This window comes from Streptomyces sp. NBC_00442 (assembly GCF_036014195.1).
Lineage (GTDB): Bacteria > Actinomycetota > Actinomycetes > Streptomycetales > Streptomycetaceae > Streptomyces.
Map to the genome: position 1 here is coordinate 5,776,304 of NZ_CP107918.1, position 17,320 is coordinate 5,793,623.

Annotated in this window: 15 protein-coding genes and 1 riboswitch; of the genes, 11 read left to right on the top strand and 4 right to left on the bottom strand. The window is 71.4% G+C overall.

What is annotated here, in order from left to right; all coding sequences use genetic code 11:
• The first annotated feature begins 16 nt into the window (after nt 1-16).
• The 5 genes from qcrC to OG432_RS25905 all read left to right on the top strand — a co-directional run bounded on the left by qcrC (nt 17) and on the right by OG432_RS25905 (nt 6,626).
• Nucleotides 17-826, top strand: a complete 810-nt coding sequence (gene qcrC / locus OG432_RS25885) for a cytochrome bc1 complex diheme cytochrome c subunit (RefSeq protein WP_328313361.1) — start codon at nt 17-19, stop codon at nt 824-826.
• Nucleotides 823-1,872 carry a cytochrome bc1 complex Rieske iron-sulfur subunit gene (gene qcrA / locus OG432_RS25890; protein ID WP_328313362.1) on the top strand — a complete coding sequence of 350 codons (1,050 nt, stop codon included), beginning with the start codon at nt 823-825 and terminating at the stop codon, nt 1,870-1,872. Before qcrC ends, qcrA begins: the two co-directional genes overlap by 4 nt.
• Before the next feature lie 4 nt (nt 1,873-1,876).
• Nucleotides 1,877-3,502, top strand: a complete 1,626-nt coding sequence (gene qcrB, locus OG432_RS25895) for a cytochrome bc1 complex cytochrome b subunit (protein WP_328313363.1) — start codon at nt 1,877-1,879, stop codon at nt 3,500-3,502.
• Nucleotides 3,503-3,707: 205 nt separating this feature from the next.
• On the top strand, nt 3,708-4,772 hold the full coding sequence (gene trpD, locus OG432_RS25900) for an anthranilate phosphoribosyltransferase (protein WP_328313364.1): 1,065 nt from the start codon (nt 3,708-3,710) through the stop codon (nt 4,770-4,772).
• Between the two features lie 106 nt (nt 4,773-4,878).
• Nucleotides 4,879-4,996, top strand: a riboswitch (SAM riboswitch).
• 247 nt (nt 4,997-5,243) lie between these two features.
• Nucleotides 5,244-6,626, top strand: a complete 1,383-nt coding sequence (locus OG432_RS25905) for an aminotransferase class V-fold PLP-dependent enzyme (protein ID WP_328313365.1) — start codon at nt 5,244-5,246, stop codon at nt 6,624-6,626.
• 369 nt (nt 6,627-6,995) lie between these two features.
• Here OG432_RS25905 and OG432_RS25910 read toward each other — a convergent pair whose 3' ends face one another.
• Both OG432_RS25910 and OG432_RS25915 read right to left on the bottom strand, forming a co-directional pair.
• A complete protein-coding gene (locus OG432_RS25910) occupies nt 6,996-7,277 on the bottom strand; it encodes an Lrp/AsnC family transcriptional regulator (protein ID WP_328313366.1) in 282 nt (93 codons plus the stop codon).
• The gene (locus tag OG432_RS25915) at nt 7,274-8,023 is read right to left on the bottom strand and encodes a rhomboid family intramembrane serine protease (protein ID WP_328313367.1); all 750 of its coding nucleotides are present in this window, start codon (nt 8,021-8,023) and stop codon (nt 7,274-7,276) included. The genes OG432_RS25910 and OG432_RS25915 overlap by 4 nt, the downstream gene beginning before the upstream one ends.
• A gap of 155 nt (nt 8,024-8,178) precedes the next feature.
• Here OG432_RS25915 and OG432_RS25920 point away from each other — a divergent pair, with 155 nt between their 5' ends.
• The 5 genes from OG432_RS25920 (at nt 8,179) to OG432_RS25940 (ending at nt 13,711) form a co-directional block, all read left to right on the top strand.
• Entirely contained in the window at nt 8,179-8,433 is a 255-nt protein-coding gene (locus OG432_RS25920) for a hypothetical protein (RefSeq protein WP_267053635.1), read from the top strand.
• Between the two features lie 44 nt (nt 8,434-8,477).
• Complete coding sequence (locus OG432_RS25925) at nt 8,478-9,839, top strand: NYN domain-containing protein (protein WP_443058454.1); 1,362 nt, start codon at nt 8,478-8,480, stop codon at nt 9,837-9,839.
• A gap of 286 nt (nt 9,840-10,125) precedes the next feature.
• Nucleotides 10,126-11,151, top strand: a complete 1,026-nt coding sequence (locus OG432_RS25930; RefSeq protein WP_328313368.1) for a C40 family peptidase — start codon at nt 10,126-10,128, stop codon at nt 11,149-11,151.
• 249 nt (nt 11,152-11,400) lie between these two features.
• Nucleotides 11,401-12,429, top strand: coding sequence for a C40 family peptidase (locus OG432_RS25935; RefSeq protein ID WP_328313369.1), 1,029 nt, complete (start codon nt 11,401-11,403; stop codon nt 12,427-12,429).
• An 88-nt stretch (nt 12,430-12,517) separates the two neighbouring features.
• Nucleotides 12,518-13,711, top strand: a complete 1,194-nt coding sequence (locus OG432_RS25940) for a hypothetical protein (protein ID WP_443058455.1) — start codon at nt 12,518-12,520, stop codon at nt 13,709-13,711.
• 273 nt (nt 13,712-13,984) lie between these two features.
• Here OG432_RS25940 and OG432_RS25945 read toward each other — a convergent pair whose 3' ends face one another.
• The gene (locus OG432_RS25945; protein WP_328313371.1) at nt 13,985-14,521 is read right to left on the bottom strand and encodes a PadR family transcriptional regulator; all 537 of its coding nucleotides are present in this window, start codon (nt 14,519-14,521) and stop codon (nt 13,985-13,987) included.
• 120 nt (nt 14,522-14,641) lie between these two features.
• Here OG432_RS25945 and OG432_RS25950 point away from each other — a divergent pair, with 120 nt between their 5' ends.
• Nucleotides 14,642-15,973, top strand: coding sequence for an MATE family efflux transporter (locus tag OG432_RS25950; RefSeq protein WP_328313372.1), 1,332 nt, complete (start codon nt 14,642-14,644; stop codon nt 15,971-15,973).
• Here OG432_RS25950 and OG432_RS25955 read toward each other — a convergent pair.
• On the bottom strand, nt 15,934-17,160 hold the full coding sequence (locus tag OG432_RS25955; protein ID WP_328313373.1) for a glycosyltransferase family 87 protein: 1,227 nt from the start codon (nt 17,158-17,160) through the stop codon (nt 15,934-15,936). The genes OG432_RS25950 and OG432_RS25955 overlap by 40 nt on opposite strands.
• Nucleotides 17,161-17,320: the final 160 nt, after the last annotated feature.

The window sequence follows — 17,320 nt, forward strand, 5'->3', positions numbered from 1 at the left end:
GACACCGGGGTAATCCGTGAAAAAGCTCTCCGCACGACGACGCCATCCGCTGGCGGCGGTCGTCGTCCTACTCCTCGCGCTGGCGGCCACCGGGGGGCTGTACGCCGCGTTCGCACCCGCGGGCAAGGCACAGGCTGACGAAACCGCCCAGTCCCTCGCCATCGACGAGGGCAAGAAGCTCTACTCCGTCGGCTGCGCCAGCTGCCACGGAACCGGCGGTCAGGGAACCTCTGACGGCCCGTCCCTGGTCGGCGTGGGCGCCGCCGCCGTCGACTTCCAGGTCGGCACCGGCCGCATGCCGGCGCAGCAGCCCGGCGCGCAGGTGCCGAAGAAGAAGGTCATCTACACCCAGCCCCAGATCGACCAGCTCGCCGCGTACGTGGCCTCGCTGGGCGCCGGGCCGAGCGTGCCGACCAACTCGCAGTACAACCCGAGCGGTGCGGACATCGCCAAGGGTGGCGAGCTGTTCCGCACCAACTGCGCCCAGTGCCACAACTTCACGGGTGAGGGCGGTGCCCTGACGAACGGCAAGTTCGCCCCCAGCCTGGAGGACGTGGACCCCAAGCACATCTACGAGGCCATGCAGACCGGCCCGCAGAACATGCCGTCCTTCCCGGACACGACGATGCCGCAGAAGCAGAAGCAGGACATCATCGCGTACCTGCACGCCGTGAACAGCGACACGTCCGCGAGCCCCGGCGGCCTCAAGCTCGGCGGGCTCGGCCCGGTCAGCGAGGGTCTGTTCGGCTGGATCTTCGGTCTGGGTGCCCTCATCGCAGTAGCCATCTGGGTCGCGGCCCACACCGCTAAGGCCAAGAAGTCATGAGTAGCCAAGAGAATTCCGAGAGCCTGCCCGAAGCGCAGGCCACCGCGCACGGCGCGGTAGAGCACGCGGGCGACCCCTTCGCCGACCCGGGACTGCCGGCCCACAAGCCGCGCGTCCAGGACATCGACGAGCGGGCGGCCAAGCGCTCCGAGCGCGCCGTGGCGTTCCTGTTCTTCCTGTCCATGGTCGCGACGGTCGGCTTCATCGCCTCGTACGTGATCTTCCCGGTCGACAAGATCGTCTTCATCTTCCCGTTCGGGCACGTCAGCGCCCTCAACTTCGCCCTGGGTCTGACCCTCGGCGTGGCGCTGTTCTGCATCGGCGCGGGCGCGGTCCACTGGGCCCGCACCCTGATGTCGGACGTCGAGATGCCGGCCGAGCGTCACGAGATCGCGGCTCCGCCGGAGGTCAAGGCGCAGGTCCTGGCCGACTTCAAGCAGGGCGCGGCCGAGTCCGGCTTCGGACGGCGCAAGCTGATCCGCAACACCATGTTCGGCGCGCTGGCCATGGTGCCGCTCTCCGGTGTGATGCTGCTGCGCGACCTGGGCACGCTGCCCGAGGACAAGCTGCGGCACACCATGTGGTCCAAGGGCAAGGCCCTGATCAACATGAACACCAACGAGCCGCTGCGTCCCGAGGACCTGCTGGTCGGTTCCCTCACCTTCGCCAAGCCCGAGGGCCTGGAGGAGGACGCGGAGGACTTCCAGACGCAGATCGCCAAGGCCGCCCTGATGCTCGTCCGGATCAAGCCGGAGGACATCAAGGACAAGCGCGAGCTCGCATGGTCGCACCAGGGCATCGTCGCGTACTCGAAGATCTGCACCCACGTCGGCTGCCCGATCTCCCTGTACGAGCAGCAGACGCACCACGTGCTCTGCCCGTGCCACCAGTCCACTTTCGACCTCTCCGACGGCGCCCGTGTCATCTTCGGCCCGGCCGGTCACGCCCTTCCGCAGCTGCGGATCGGTGTGAATGACGAGGGTTACCTCGAAGCGCTCGGCGACTTCGAAGAGCCCGTCGGTCCTGCCTTCTTCGAGAGGGGCTGACCCGATGAGCACTTCGACGAATTCACGTGAGCAGGCACCGGCCGGCGAGCGGATCGCGGACTGGGCGGACGGCCGGCTGGGGATCTACTCCCTGGCCAAGGCCAACATGCGCAAGATCTTCCCGGACCACTGGTCCTTCATGCTCGGCGAGATCTGCATGTACAGCTTCATCATCATCATCCTCACGGGTGTGTATCTGACGCTGTTCTTCCACCCGAGCATGAACGAGGTCGTCTACGACGGCTCGTACGTGCCGCTGCAGGGCATGCACATGTCCGAGGCTTTCAACTCGACCATGCACATCAGCTTCGATGTGCGCGGTGGTCTGCTGATCCGGCAGATCCACCACTGGGCGGCGCTGATCTTCCTCGCCGGCATGTTCGTGCACATGATGCGCGTGTTCTTCACGGGCGCTTTCCGCAAGCCGCGCGAGGTCAACTGGCTGTTCGGCTTCCTGCTGTTCGTCCTCGGCATGTTCACCGGCTTCACCGGTTACTCGCTCCCGGACGACCTGCTGTCGGGCACCGGTGTCCGCTTCATGGAAGGCGCGATCCTGTCCGTGCCGGTCGTCGGCACGTACCTCTCGTTCTTCCTGTTCGGCGGGGAGTTCCCCGGCGGCGACTTCGTGGCCCGGTTCTACTCGGTGCACATCCTGCTGCTGCCGGGCATCATGCTCGGCCTGATGGTGGCGCACCTGATCCTGGTCTTCTACCACAAGCACACCCAGTTCGCGGGCCCGGGACGTACGAACAAGAACGTCGTCGGCATGCCGCTGCTCCCGGTGTACATGGCGAAGGCGGGCGGCTTCTTCTTCCTGGTCTTCGGCGTCATCGCGGTCGTCGCGGCGATCGCCTCGATCAACCCGATCTGGGCGATCGGCCCCTACCGGCCGGACCAGGTCTCCACCGGCGCCCAGCCGGACTGGTACATGGGCTTCTCCGAAGGCCTCATCCGTGTCATGCCGGGCTGGGAGATCAACCTGTGGGGCCACACCCTCGTCCTGGGTGTGTTCATCCCGCTGGTGATCTTCCCGCTGGTCCTCGCGGCCATCGCGGTCTACCCGTTCATCGAGTCCTGGGTCACCGGCGACAAGCGCGAGCACCACATCGCGGACCGGCCGCGCAACGCGCCGACCCGCACCGGCTTCGGTGTCGCGTGGATCACCTGGTACACGGTGCTGCTCATCGGTGGTGGAAACGACCTCTGGGCCACGCACTTCCACCTCTCGATCAACGTCATCACCTGGTTCGTGCGGATCGCGTTCTTCGTCGCTCCGGTCCTCGCGTTCATCGCCACCAAGCGGATCTGTCTGGGTCTGCAGCGGCGCGACGCCGAGAAGGTGCTGCACGGACGCGAGTCCGGCATCATCAAGCGGCTGCCGCACGGCGAGTTCGTCGAGATCCACGAGCCGCTCGACGCCGGTGCGCGCTACAAGCTCACCGCGCACGAGCAGTACAAGCCGGTCGAGCTCGGTCCCGAGACCGACGAGAACGGTGTCGCCCGCAAGATCTCGCGGACGCAGAAGCTGCGCGCCAAGCTCAGCAAGGGCTACTACGGCGAGGGGAACCAGATCCCCAAGCCGACGGCCGAGGAGTACGAGGAGATCACGAGCGGCCACGGCCACCACTGATCCCCGCTTGACCTGACGGTCGCCACAACCGAGGCTCCGGCCCGGCCCCTTCCACGGGGCCGGGCCGGAGTCTTTGCCGTTCCCCGCACCGCCCTTCCCCCGGGTGCGCGCCACGTCCGCACTGCGGGCACGCATGCCGCGGCCGCTCCCGCTCTCGATAGGCTGACGGGCGGAATCCCATCCTTTTTGACCACCAGGAGCGACCATGAGCGCTGTTACCCCCACCGGAGGCGACACCGTGGCGGCCTACTCCTGGCCGGGTGTCCTGGACTCGCTGCTGAGCGGTACCGACCAGAGCGAGGACGCGACCGCCTGGGCGATGGACCAGATCATGAGCGGCGAGGCGACCAACGCCCAGATCGCCGGCTTCATGATCGCGCTGCGCGCCAAGGGCGAGACGGTCGCCGAGATCACCGGCCTGGTGCGCACCATGTACGCGCACGCCCACCTGATCGAGGTGCCAGGACCCAGCGTCGACATCGTCGGAACCGGCGGCGACGGCGCCAAGACCGTGAACATCTCGACCATGTCGGCGATCGTGGTCGCGGGCACGGGCGCCAAGGTCGTCAAGCACGGCAACCGCGCCGCCTCCTCCTCCAGCGGCGCCTCCGACGTCCTGGAGAAGCTCGGGGTCAATCTGCGGCTCACCCCGCAGCGGGTCGTGGAGGTGGCCGAACAGGCCGGGATCACCATGTGCTTCGCGGTGACGTTCCATCCCGCGCTGCGCCACGTGGCCGCGGCCCGCAAGGAACTGGGCATCCGCACCACCTTCAACGTGCTCGGTCCGCTCACCAATCCGGCCCGGGTGCGCGCCCAGGCCACCGGGGTCGCCGACCCGAGGATGGCGCCCATCGTGGCCGGAGTGCTCGCCGAGCGCGGCTCGTCGGCGCTGGTCTTCCGCGGCGACGACGGCCTGGACGAACTGACCACCACCGCCACCTCACGGGTGTGGGTGGTGCGGGACGGCGCGGTCCGCGAGGAGTCCTTCGACCCGCGGGACGTCGGCATCGAGATCGTGCCGATCGAGGCGCTGCGCGGCGGCGACCCGTCGCACAACGCGGAGGTCGTCCGCCGGCTCCTGGCCGGCGAGAAGGGGCCGGTGCGGGACGCGGTGCTGCTCAACTCGGCCGCGGCCCTCGTCGCCCTGGAACCGGGCGGGGGCCCGCTCGCCGGGCAGCTCGCCGCCGCGATGGCCCGAGCCGCCGAGGCCATCGACTCCGGGGCGGCCGAACGGTCCCTGGAGCGGTGGATCGCCGCGAGCAACGCCTGAGCCGTACGGGACGACGTCCGAGCCGTACGGGGTGTGACGCACGGCGCAGTCCGGATCGCGGACTGTGCCTTGCGCCCGCGGCGACGTGTGGCAGGATGCTGTTCAAGGTCATGAGTGACAGCGATTTAGGCCCCGGCTCGCTGTCCGGCAACCCTCCGTCCGTGGCGGGGTGCCCCGGGTGAAGACCAGGTCGTAGGCAGCAAGGCCTGCGGCAAGCGCGGACCCCTGGACATCGCGTGATGTCACAGCCCTGGGGTCCTGGTCCTCAAGGGAGCAGTCTCGTGAGCAAGCGAATGCGATAGGGCGTTTCCGCCCCTTCTTCACCGTTCTCCGCACGGCCTTCCTGTGTGCCGCGCGTCCGAGAACAACACCCGTATGCGGCACGCCAGTTGAGCCCTCTCCTTCGCTGGGCAACGCGGCCGTACCCGGGGTCCGAAGCCAACGCGCCTTGCCCTGCTGGGAGATACCGCCATGTCCGCACGCCCCGCCGCCACCGCCACCGCCTCTCTCGATTCCGCCCCCTGCTGTGCCGCGCCGCTGCCGGTGCTCGGCCGCGATGTCACCGTGCCGCTCGTCACCGGCGGCGAGGTGACGTACGCCGCCCTCGACTACGCGGCCAGCGCCCCCGCCCTCCAGCGGGTCTGGGACGACGTGGCCGCGTACGCCCCGTACTACGGCAGCGTGCACCGCGGGGCCGGCTACCTCTCGCAGCTCTCCACCGACCTGTTCGAGAACAGCCGCGTGACGGTGGCGGAGTTCCTCGACTGCCGCCCCGGTGACCAGGTCGTCTTCACCCGCTCCACCACGGACTCGCTCAATCTGCTCGCCCAAGCGCTCCCCGCCGACTGCCAGGTCTTCGTCTTCGAGACCGAGCACCACGCCTCGCTGCTGCCGTGGCAGGACGCCCGGGTGACCTACCTGAACGCGCCGCGCACCCCGCACCAGGCCGTCGAGACCCTGGAGCGCGCCCTCGCCGACCGCGACCCCTACGGGCCCGCGCTGGTCTGCGTCACGGGCGCGTCCAATGTCACCGGCGAGCTGTGGCCGGTACGCGAACTCGCCGCGGCCGCGCACGCCCACGGCGCGCGCATCGTCCTCGACGCGGCCCAGCTCGCTCCTCACCACCCCGTCTCCGTACGGGAGTTGGACGTCGACTGGGTCGCCTTCTCCGGGCACAAGCTGTACGCGCCGTTCGGCTCGGGTGTGCTGGCGGGCCGCGCGGACTGGCTCCAGGAAGCGGAGCCGTACCTGGCCGGCGGCGGCGCGTCCAAGCGCGTCGCCCGGCGCGCCGACGGCGGTGTGGACGTCGAGTGGCACACGACGGCCGCGCGCCACGAGGCCGGCTCGCCCAACGTCATCGGCGTCTACTCCATCGCCTCCGCGTGCAAGGCGCTGACCGAGGCGGGATTCGACGCGCTGGTCGAGCGGGAGCGGCATCTGATCGCGAAGGTCCGCGAGGGGCTCGCGGAGGCGCCCGAGGTGCGGGTCCTCTCCCTCTTCGGGGACGACGCGCCCCGGGTCGGCGTGATCTCGTTCGTCGTCGACGGCTGGAACAGCTCGCACTTCGCGGCGGCGCTCTCCGCGGAGTACGGGATCGGGGTGCGCGACGGGCTCTTCTGCGCCCACCCGCTGGTGCGCACGCTGCTCGGCAGCGACCCGCAGGACCCGGGGGAGTGCGGTGCCCCCGAGGCGGAGCCGGGCGAGCGGTCCCTGAACGCGATCCGGGTCAGCTTCGGGGCGGGCACGCCGGACGAGCACGTGGAGCGGTTCGTGGGGGCGGTGCGGGAGCTGGTGCGGGACGGGGCGGCCTGGCAGTACCGCACGGAGTCCGGCCGCTGCGTCCCGGCGGTCTGACGCCGCCAGGCCACGCCTTCCTGGGGCTCCGCCCCAGACCCCGTTCGCGCGTTTTCCCACCCTCCCGCCCGTGCGGCAACTCCGAAGGATGCGGCTCCCTGGGGCTCCGCCCCAGACCCCGTATCGCGCCTTGAGGGCGCTCGTCCTCAATCTCCCCCAAGGCCTCAAGGGCCAGGGGGGACCCCCATGACGGGCTGAGGGTGTCCATGCGGGCCGGCAGCGAGTAGTTCAGGGGCGGGGAACTGCGCGCTCAGCCACGCACGACCCGCACCCGAAAGCGAACCGGGTTTCTCAGGGGCGCGGGAAACTGCGCGGGAAGGGGGGTACGGTCCGCGGACGAAAGCGGGGCGGGGTTCGGGGCGCGCGGGGCTAGGAGTCCAGGCCGATGGCGAACGCGGCTTCCAGGTCGTGCTGGGAGTAGGTGCGGAACGCCACGTGCGTATCCGTCCCCTCGACCCCGGGAATCTTGCTGATGCGGCCGGGGATGATGTCCGCCAGATCGTCGTGGCGGGCCACCCTGACCAGCGCGATCAAGTCGTACGTACCCGTCACCGAGTACACCTCGCTGACGCTGTCCAGCGCCGCGATGGACTCCGCGATCTCGGGAATGCGGTCCACGCTGGTCTTGATGAGCACGATCGCGGTGATCACGGCTGGCTTTCTCCCTCGGTGGCGGCCGGACCCGCACTCTTCACGGGCTTTCGGCGTTTCACTCTAGCCGCCCCGCCGAACCGGGCCCACGCGTAGAGGAAGCCCAGGCCGAAGCCGACGAGATGGGCGAGGTAGGCCACCCCGGGCCCGGACGACGCGCTCCGGACCGCCAGCCACTGCAGCGCGAACCAGAAGACGAGCACGATCCACGCGGGGAAGCGCAGCGGCAGGAAGAGCAGGAACGGGAAGATGCTCGTCACCCGGGCCTTGGGGAAGAGGTAGAGGAACGCGCCGAGGACGGCCGAGATCGCCCCCGATGCCCCCACCAGGGTCTGCTCCGATTCCGCGTGCGCCATCGCGTACCCGAGCAGCGCCAGATAGCCCGACACGAGGTAGAACAGGGCGAACTCGATCCGGCCGACGTGCTCCTCGGTCATCGCGCCGAACACGTACAGGAACAGCATGTTGCCGAGCAGATGCAGCCAGCTGCCGTGGACGAACAGGGCGGTGAGCGGCGTGAGCAGGGCGTGCGCGTGTCCCGTCATCAGCTCCGCGGGGACGACGCCCCACCGCCGGAAGTAGTCGCTCTGGGCGCTCAGGATCGCGTCGCCCGTGCCGTAGCCCGGGTTCAGGCCGGAGACCGGGCTCACCAGGAAGAGCAGGCAGCACGCGGCGATCAGCCCGTACGTCATGGTCGGGCCCCGTACCGCGCCCCTGACGATCGCCGCACCCCGCCACTTGATCATGGGGAGAGAATGGCTCAAAGGGAGCTTTCGGTACAGACCGCCTCGCCGTGGAGGCGGTCGACGGGTAGGCCGTAGGGTTGCGGGCAGTACTCCCGCAGTTCGATGGCGCACCGCGAGATCCTGGACCATGGAAGTGGAAAAGAGGGCGGCACCACATGACCACTGTTCCCCAGCCGACCACCGAGACCCGGTGGCGCTGCACGCTCTGCGGAAACCTCACCCGTTTCGATGTCACCCGCTCGTCGAAAGTGATCGAGTACGTCCATCTGGACCTCGCCGGAGAGCCCAAGGTGGAGGAACGCGAGGTGGTCAGTGAGACCATCGAGTCGGTCCGCTGCCGCTGGTGCAACGCGGTGGACCAGATCGAGCTGGTGGACAGGCCGGGTGCCGACTCCGCGACCGCTTCCTGAGAGGCGGCCCGCGCGGTACGTAATGACAGTTGGGGTGACGGATTGTGGAGCATGCAAGCGGTGCCGAACCGGCCGCTGCGGCCGGTGACGGCCCCGCCGAGGTGCTCGACCGCCCGCTGCCCGAAGGCGTGCGGCGCAGGGTCGTCGCCTTCGTCTCCGAGGCGTTCGGCGGCCTGACCGTCGCCGAACTGCCCGGACAACTGAGGCAGTACGCCCGTTTCACCCCGACCCGGCGCGCCAAGTTCGCGGGCAACGCGATGGCCGCCGCCCTGGAGAGCGACCCCGTCTTCCGCCAGCGCATCGGCGAGCGGCTCAAGGACGCGCAGCCGGAGCTCGCCGGCGCGGTCGAGGCCGGCTCGCCGCCCGCCGCGGCCGACCCCGTCGACGTCGCGGCCGCCGCCTACGTGCTGCGCCCCACCGGCTGGGTGAAGCTGGTCGCCGCGGCCGGCGAGGAGGCCCAGCGGGCGTTCGCCGAACGCGCCGACGAGGAGGGCAGACGCGAGGTCGAGCGGCTGCGCGAGGAACTCGCCCAGGCGCGCGCCCTGATCAAGTCCGAGAACGAGGCCCTGCGCACGGAGCTGCTCGCCGCCCGCAAGGAGGCCGAGACGCTCCAGCGCAAGCTGCGCAGCGCGCAGAGCGATGTGAAGCGCGGCGAGGCCGCCCTGCGCAAGGTCGTCTCCGAGATCGACGGCGCGAAGGCCGAGGCGGCCGCCCAGGTCGCCGCCGCCGAGAGCGAGACGCGGCGGCTCAAGACGCGGCTCGGCGAGGCCGAAGCGGGCCTCGAGGCGAGCCGGCGCGCGGTGCGCGAGGGGCGTTCCGTCGAGGACATGCGGCTGCGGCTGCTGCTCGACACCGTCCTCGAAGGCGCCCAGGGGCTGCGCCGCGAACTGGCCCTGCCGCCCGCCTCGGTGCGCCCCGCCGACACCGTGGACGCGGTGGCGCCGGGCACCATGACACCCAAGGACATCGCGGCCCGCGCCCTGTCCGAGACCGACCCGGCGCTCCTGGACCAGCTGCTCGGGCTGCCCCAGGTCCACCTGCTCGTGGACGGCTACAACGTCACCAAGACCGGTTATCCGACGATGCCGTTGGAGAAGCAGCGCCTGCGCCTGCTCGGCGGTCTCTCCGTGCTCGCCGCGCAGACGGGCGCCGAGGTGACCTGTGTCTTCGACGGCGCGGAGCTGGCCGCTCCGGTGCTGCTCGCCCCGCCCAGGGGCGTGCGGGTGCTGTTCTCCAAGCCCGGGGTGACCGCGGACGAGCTGATCCGTCAGCTGGTGCGGGCCGAGCCCTCCGGCCGCCCGGTGGTGGTCGTCTCCACGGACAAGGAAGTCGCGGACGGCGTCGCGAAGGCGGGCGCCCGCCCGGTCGCCTCCCTGCTGCTCCTCAAGCGGCTTTCACGGGTCTGAGGCATTGAGACGGCATTGCGGGCGTTCCGCAACTCCTGTGTTCAATGCCCGAATTCGGGTGATCGCTGTCGAGCACTCCGTCAAGTGCCAACTACTGCGCGTGGGATGACAGTAAAGAATCCTCTCGGCGATGGACTTTTTCCCCATCAGGATTTGAACTGATCACAAGAAGGTCACTAAGGTCTGGCTTCGTACCTTCATGCGGTTGATCACTCGTTCGGGGTGTCCGTGAAGGGCCCGCCGACTCTGCTCTGTCCGGCGGCCGAGGAAGAAGGAGCTCGCCTTCGTGGGGTCCCACCGCCGTCCCAAGCCCGCGAGCCGCACCCGCGTGACCGTGCTCAGCGCGACCGCCGCCGCTGTCGTCGCCCTCACCTCGCAGGCCGCCCAGGCCGACCCCAAGCCGACCAAGGACGAGGTCAAGAGCAAGGTCGACAAGCTCTACGACGAGGCGGAGCAGGCGACCGAGACGGCCAACGGCGCCAAGGAGAAGCAGACCCAGCTGGAGAAGCAGGTCAGCGAGATCCAGGACAAGGTGGCCCGCGGCCAGCAGGAGCTCAACACCCTGCGCAGCGGCCTCGGTTCGATGGCGTCGGCGCAGTACCGCTCGGGTGGCATAGACCCCTCGCTCGCGCTCTTCCTCTCCTCCGACCCCGACGACTTCCTGGACAAGGCCTCCGCGCTCGACCAGTTGAGCACCTCTCAGGCCGAGGCGTTGCAGAAGATCCAGGGCAAGCAGCGCACCCTCGCGCAGGAGCGCAAGGAAGCCCAGGACAAGCTGAAGGACCTCGCCGACACCCGCAAGGTGCTCGACGACAAGAAGAAGGAAGTCCAGGGCAAGCTCGCCGACGCGCAGAAGCTGCTCAACTCCCTGACCGCGCAGGAGAAGGCGGCACTCACCGCGGACACCGAGCGCGCCAACCGCTCCACCGAGCGCCCCAACCTCGGCAAGGACGTGCCCGCCTCGCAGGTCGGAGCCGCCGCCCTCGCCGCGGCCCAGACCCAGCTCGGCAAGCCGTACAGCTACGGCGCGACCGGCATGGCGACCTTCGACTGCTCGGGTCTGACCGGCTACGCCTACGCCCAGGCGGGCGTTCACCTGCCGCGCACCTCGCAGGAGCAGGCCACCCGGGGCACCCGGATCGGCCGCGGCGAGCTCAAGCCCGGTGACCTCGTGCTCTTCTTCGGCGACCTGCACCACATCGGCCTGTACGCCGGCAACAACACGGTGCTGCACGCCCCGCACACCGGCGCGGTCGTCCGTTACGAGTCGATGGACAACATGCCCTTCCAGTTCGGTGTGCGCATCGGCTGATCCGCGCCTTTCCCTTCGTCAGCCGTCGACACCGCCCAAACGGGCGAATTGCGGCAACTCCCGCTGACGCGACGCCCCGCCGGTGACCTGTGTTCTCCGGTGGGGCGTCACTTTGCGTAGGCGGCACGGGCGTTGGCGTCGTTGGTCCACGGGTATCCGCCCGGTTACTGTCCGGCGTGCGGTTCCCCCGGTGACTCGCCGCCCGTCCGGGCGGCAGGGGCCGCACGCAGTGCAAGGGAGTGCGGATCCGTGGCGTCCCATCGCCGGCCTTCGCAGTCGGGCCTGACCCAGAGCGCCCGCGTCACCGTCCTCTCGGCCGCGGCGGCCACCGCGGCGGCGGCCTTCGCGGCGCCCGGCGCGAGCGCGGCCCCGCACGAGCCCGGCTCGTCGGGGAAGGCCACGGTCGACCGTCTCTTCGAGCAGGCCGAGCAGGCCACCGAGCAGTACGACAAGGCCGATGAGCACACCAAGCAGTTGCGCCAGCAGGTCGCGCAGGCGCAGGACGCCGTCGCGCGCGGCCAGGAGAAGATCAACCGCATGCGGGGCGCGCTCGGCGCGATCGCCGGAGCGCAGTACCGCTCGGGCGGCATCGACCCCGCGCTCGCGCTGCTCCTCTCCTCGAACCCGGACACCTACCTCGACCGGGCCGTCACCTTCGACCGGCTGAGCGAGCGCCAGGCCGGCGCGCTGCACGACCTCCAGCACGAGCAGCGCCGGCTGGCGCAGCAGCGTGCCGAGGCCGGGCGCAAGCTCGCCGAACTGGAACACAGCCGCACCGAGGTGGCCCGGCACAAGCGGACCGTCGAGTCGAAACTGGCCCAGGCGCGCCGGATGCTCAACGCGCTGCCCACCGCCGACCGGGCCGCCTTCGACCGTGCCTCCCGCTCCGGGCGGACCGAGCTGCCCCCGCTCTCCGGCTCCGCGCCGGCCTCGTCGCGGGCCGCGGCGGCCGTGATGGCGGCCCGCTCCGCGATCGGCAAACCGTACATCTGGGGCGCCAACGGGCCCTCCGGGTTCGACTGTTCGGGCCTGATGCAGTGGTCGTACGCCCACGCGGGAATCGGCCTGCCGCGCACCTCGCAGGAGCAGCGGTACGCCGGCCACCAGGTGCCGCTCTCCGAAGCCAAGCCCGGTGACCTGGTCGCCTACCGGCACGACGCGAGTCACATCGCGATGTACGTCGGCAACGGCCAGGTCGTGCACGCCCCCTACCCGGGCGCGCCGGTGCGCTACGACCCCGTCGGGATGATGCCCATTTCCTCGGTGACGCGGGTGTGACCGTACGATCGGCGGCGTGGCGGGTCAGGGACGCGGTCGAAGAGCGGGACGCGGGCGGCGCGCGGGGCGCGGGCGGGTGGCGGGGTGCGTGCTCGCCGTGCCGCTGCTCGCCGTGCCTCTGCTCGGCACCGGCTGCTCGGCGCCCGGCGCCGGGCCGGACGCCGCCACGGGCGCGGTGCAGCGGATGCTCGACCGGCGCGCGACCGCCGTCCTCGAGCACGACGCGGACGCCTACCTGGCCGCCGTGGATCCCTCCGCGAGCGGCCTGCGTGCGGCCCAGCGCACGGAGCTGGGCAATCTCGCGCAGGTGCCGCTGACGTCCTGGACGTACCGGGTCACCGGGCTCGACCGGCACGGTGCGTCGGCCACCGCCAAGGTGGACCTGCACTACCGGATCCAGGGCTACGACACCGCGCCCGTGTCCACCTCCCGCGTCCTCACGCTGTACCGGCGCGGCGAGAACTGGTACGTCACCGGCGACCGGCCCGCCGAGGGCGCCGGCCAGATGCTGTGGCAGCAGGGCCCGGTCACCGTCGTGCGCGGCGCCCGCACCCTGATCCTGGGGGTGGGACAGGAACCGGCCGAGCTGCACGAGATCGCCGCCGCCGAGGACGCGGCGGTGCCCGCGGTGTCCGCGGCCTGGCCCGGCCGGTGGGCGGGCCGGGTCGTCGTCCTGGTCCCCGCGTCCCTGGACGCCATGGCCGCGCTGCTCGGCGCTCCCGCCGCCTCCTACCGGGGCATCGCGGCGGTGACCACCGGTGAGGCGGGCGGCGCGGGGGCGGCCCCCGCGGACCGGGTCATCGTCAATCCGGCGGCGTACGCGATCCTCGGTGACATGGGCCGGGAGGTCGTCCTGACCCACGAAACGACCCATGTCGCCACCCGCGCCCACACCTCGGCCGCCACCCCGATGTGGCTCTCGGAGGGGTACGCCGACTGGGTCGGCTACCGCCGCACCGGCCGCACCGCGCCCCAGGCCGCCCCCGAACTGCAGAAGGCGGTCCGCGCGGGCGACCTCCCCGCGGGCCTTCCCACGGACGCGGACTTCGGCTTCGACGGCGGCGCGGACCGCTTGGCGCGGGCGTACGAGGGCGGCTGGCTGGCGTGCCGGATGATCGCCGCGCGCTGGGGCGAGGCGAAGCTGGCCCGCCTCTACGAGGAGGTGGGCGACCAGCCGGGACGCGAGGGCGCCCTGGAAAAGGCCATGACCGACCAACTGGGCCTGACCCCACCCGAGTTCACGACCCAGTGGCGCGCCTACGTACGCACCCAACTGACCTGACCTCCCCCGACCCGCGCGGCCGGGTGGAGCCCGCGCTCGTCCGCGGATCGTGCTGGGTCGCCCGCGTCTGCCTCCGGCGGGGTGCGGTTGGGCTGTGGGTTCGTCCGCGGATCCTGCTGGGTCGCCCGCGCAGTTTCCCGCGCCCCCGACGGGATGCGGCTGGGCCGCGCGTCATGGTTTTCAGGGGCGCGGGGAACTGCGCGACCAGCCATGCGCGGTCTGCGGGTGAAGACGGGGTTTGGGGGCTGGCGCGCCGCGCGGCCCGGTCGGGGGTCAGGGCCGAGGGGGGCCCGGGAGCTGATCGAGCGTCTCGGTCAGCCACGTCTTCTCCTCCGCCGTCGCGGCCCGAGCGATCCGCAACATGCCCCGCCGGAACGGGTCTCCGGCCTGCTCGGCGCGGACCGGTTCGCCCTCGCGGTAGAAGAAGCTCGCCGGCGTGTCGAGGAAGACCTGCCGCCGCTTGAGCACGGCCGCCTGGTCGGCGGGATCCGGCAGATGCCGCAGGAAGGCGAGCAGCGTGAAGAACCGCTGGCCGTCGGTGATCTCGGCGTCCTTGGGGTGTCGCAGCCGCGCCAAGAGGTCGGTGCGGCCCGTGTCGGTGAGGGAGAGGATCCGCCGGGGCGCGGCCCCGCTGCCCGGCTCGGTGCGTTGCTCCAGGGCGCCCGCCTTCACCAGGCGGGCGATCGCCGGATAGAGCGCTCCGTCGCTGACCGGCCGGATGTGCCCGGTGAGCCCCTTGATGCGCTCCTTGAGCTCGTATCCGTGCAGCGGTTCCTCGTACAGGAACCCCAGGATCGACAGTTCCAGCATGAGCATCCTCGCCTTGTCCGGTGGTCGCGGCCCATGGTACCTCTTATCGCGCTACCTCGAATCGATGTAGCTCGATAAGAGAACCAGGAACCAGGAATCGAAAACCAGGGAGGGGGACCCATGGGCTGCCCGACCGCTCATCGCCGGGCGCTGGTGTCGCTGGCGTATCCGGTCTACTTGGAGCTCCTGGCCGGGGTCGCGGCCGGAATCATCAACACCGTCTGGGTGGCCCGGCTCGGTGGGGGCGCCGTTGCCGCCGTCGCCGTGGCGACCAACGTCGAGAACGTGCTGCTCGGCGTCGCCCTCATGGCCGGGTCCGGCACGACCGTGCTGCTCGCCCGCGCCAGGGGCGCCGACGACCCGGACGGGATGCGGGCGGCCGTGCGGGGCGGCTGGGCGTTGTGGGCCCTGCTCGCCCCGGCCGTCGCGGCGGGCGGGTTCCTGTGCCGGGAGACGCTCGCCCGCCTCGTGCTCGGCGCCGACGCGGGAGAGGCCCTGCCCCTCGCCACCGGCTACTTCTCCATCGCGCTGCCCGCGATGGCCGTCCTCTTCGCCACCAATCTGGTGGACGGCATCCTCAAGGGCGCCGGTGACACCCGCACCCCGATGCGCCTCGCGCTGCTCGCCAACGGGATCGTCCTCGTCCTCGACCCCGTGCTCGTCCTGGGCTGCGGCCTGGGGGTGCGGGGTGCGGCCATCGCCACCGTTGCCGGGCGAACGGCCGCCCTGGCATGGGGAGTTCGCGCGCTACGGCGCAACCGGGTGCTGCGCGCGGCCGGACCGCGAGGGCGCTTGCGGTACGCCGATCTGCGCCGCACGGTCCGGGTCGGGCTTCCCCTGTCCGCCGACTTCGTCGTGCGCATGGGTGGCACGCTGGCCCTGGTCGCGATCGTCGCCCGGATCGGTGTGGCCGAGGTCGCCGCGTACGGCATCGCGACCAAGGCGGTGTACGGGGCGACCATGGCGTTCTACTCCGTACGCCAGGCGGCCTCGATCCATACCGCACGCCTGCTCGGCGCCGGGCGCGACGAACGGCGGGCCGTGGGGCGCGCGGCGCTGAGGCTCTCCGGAGCGCTGGGCGTCACGGCGTCGCTGGGGCTGCTCGCCGGCGCCCCATGGATCATGGCGGCGTTCGGTGCGGGCGGGGAGGTCGCCGCCGCGGGGACGCTGTACCTGCGGTGCCTGGGGCCCTATCTGCTGCTGCTCTCCTGCTTCATCGCGCTGGGCGGGGTGTTCGAGGGCGGCGGCGCCGGCCCGCTCCTGGCGCGGATCACCGCGTGCGGTGTGGCGCTCCAACTGGGGCTCGCCCACGGCCTGTCGGGGCTCGGGATGCCGGGCGTCTGCCTGGCGATGGCCCTGGCGGCGGCCGTTCAGTGCGCGGCCCTCGCCCGGCTCCACCGCGGTGGCGGCCGTCAGCGACTGGCCGACGGCTCTGTCGTGCGGGCGGGTTGAACCGACGGCGGGCGCAGGCCGTGGCTTCGGGGCGTGGAGCGCCACAGTTGGCGGCAGGCGAGGAAGGATGCCGCGACCAGGAGGCCGTTGCGGGTGGTGAGGAGGAGCAGGCCGAGCCAGTCGCCGGACACCACGTGCGAGAACCAGATCGGGAACTCCAGGAACGTCACGGCCGTCGCGGCCAGGACCAGCTGGGCGGGCCGGGTCATGGGGCTGCGGCGGAAGGCGAGGCACACCGCGGCGAGGCCGACCAGCCACAGGAGGTACTGGGGGCTGATGACCCGGCTCGTGGTGGTGAAGAGCAGCACCGCGGTGAACGCCGCGTCCGCGAGCGTGCTCGGACGCGCGGGGCCCCGGGCCCGCAGGCGCCACACCAGCAGCCAGCCGAACGCGAGCACGCTCAGCGCCATCGCGAGGGCGGACACCAGCGGCACGTAGGGGCCGAGGAACTCCACCGAGCCGTAGTTCAGCTGCACCCGGCCCCGCCAGCCGAAGTGCCGGGCCACCTGGAAGACCAGCGCGCCGAGCGACTCGACCTCCGTACCGCGCTCGCGCTGGAAGGTGAGGAAGGCCAGCGCGCCCGGCGCCGCCGCCACGCAGGCCACCAGCAGGGCGGCCGCCGTGACGACGGAGGTCGCCCAGGCCCGGCGCGGCGCGCGGACAAGCAGCAGCACCGGCCACACCTTGAGCAGCGCGCCGACGGCGGCCAGCGCGCCCAGGATCCGTGGATGGCGGATCCCCGCGAGCAGTGCCGCGACCGCGACGGCCGTCACCATCAGGTCGTACCGGGCGTACGCGGTGGGCCCGAGCAGGGGCACGCCGAGCGTCCACACCCAGGCCCCGTTCAGGGACTTGCCGGGCCGGCCCGCCGCGTACATCAGGAGGGCGAAGACCAGCGCGTCCGCGAGGAAAGCGAGGACGAAGAACGCCGACGCGTACGGCAGGAACGGCAGCGCCGCGGGGGAGAGGATCGCGAGGGCGGCGAGCGGCGGGTACTGCCAGGTCACGTCGTCCAGCGGATACGTGCCGGTGCCGAGCACCTGCGCCCAGCCCTGGTAGATGACGTGGACGTCGCTGGTGACGTCGGGGCCGGGCGGTGCCAGCACCCCGAAGACGCAGAGCAGCAGCGGATAGCGGGTCGCGGCCCAGGTGACCGGCACCGCCAGGGTGCGCCGGGGGATGCTCATGATGTCCGTCTCGTCCTCATATCGGGGCCCGGAGGCAGCCATGATGCCGGGTGCGCGGACACCTCGGCCGTCAGGCGCGGCCGGGCGCCCTCCGGTTCAACGGCGCCGCCCCGCGAGCGGCCCTTCGGCTCCGCGCCCCCGGTTCGGTACTGTCGGCGGC